We start from the raw sequence: 1,067 nt of genomic DNA, 5'->3' as shown, positions 1-1,067 counted from the left end.
CTTTTTAACTATAACTTTTCCTGCAAGCTTAACATCTTTAGATATTTCAGCTCCGAGAATTACTTTCTTTAGTTCTTCATCTCTTCTTTCCTGTATAAATCTCTTCTTATCTTCAAGCTCCTTCTCAAGCTCTTCTATTTCTTCTTTTATGAGTTTATCAAGATAAGCATTTTTTCTATCTGCTTTTTTTCTGGCAAAAACCTGTACATCTATCACTATACCTTCAACGCCAGCAGGAACCCTTAAAGAAGAATCCTTAACATCAGATGCCTTTTCTCCAAATATTGCAAGAAGTAGTTTTTCTTCTGGTGTTGGCTGTGTTTCTCCTTTTGGAGTAACTTTTCCTACTAATATATCTCCTGGTTTTACGTAAGCTCCTACCCTGACAATACCGTGTTCATCCAGGTTAGCCAAAGCTTTTTCAGAAATTCCAGGTATATTTCTGGTAATCTCTTCTGAACCAAGTTTTGTTTCTCTTGCTTCAACATCAAATTCTTCTATATGAATAGATGTAAATACATCATCTTTAACAAGTCTTTCAGAAATTACAATGGCATCTTCAAAGTTGTATCCTCTCCAAGGCATGAAAGCAACAAGAACATTTTTTCCTAAAGAAAGTTCTCCTTTATAAGTTGACGGACCATCAGCAATTATAGCTCCTGCTTCAACTACATCTCCTTTTTTAACCAGAGGTCTTTGATTTATACATGTTGCCTGATTTGAACCTTTAAACTTTTTAAGTTTATAAACATCTATTCCTATATCAAGGGGGTCATTTTCATTAATCTCTTCTTTGTTTACTTTTATAACAATTTTGTTTCCAGAAACAGACTCAACAATTCCTCCTCTTTCTGCAACAACTGCCGAGCCTGAGTTCTTAGCAACAATTCTTTCAATCCCTGTACCTGCCAATGGATACTCTGTCTTAAGCAGTGGTACAGCCTGACGCTGCATGTTAGAACCCATTAATGCCCTGTTAGCATCGTCGTGTTCAAGGAATGGAATTAAAGACGCAGAAACAGAAACAACCTGTTTTGGCGAAACATCCATAAAATCAACTTCTTCTG

1 pseudogene is annotated in these 1,067 nt (G+C 35.9%); it reads right to left on the bottom strand.

Features of this window, described 5'->3' with window-relative positions:
- A pseudogene (locus tag HG1285_RS00265) lies at positions 1 to 1,067 on the bottom strand (DNA-directed RNA polymerase subunit beta); the annotation flags it as partial.

It is taken from the genome of Hydrogenivirga sp. 128-5-R1-1, from assembly GCF_000171895.1.
This window is presented reverse-complemented; position numbering and strand designations above follow the sequence as displayed.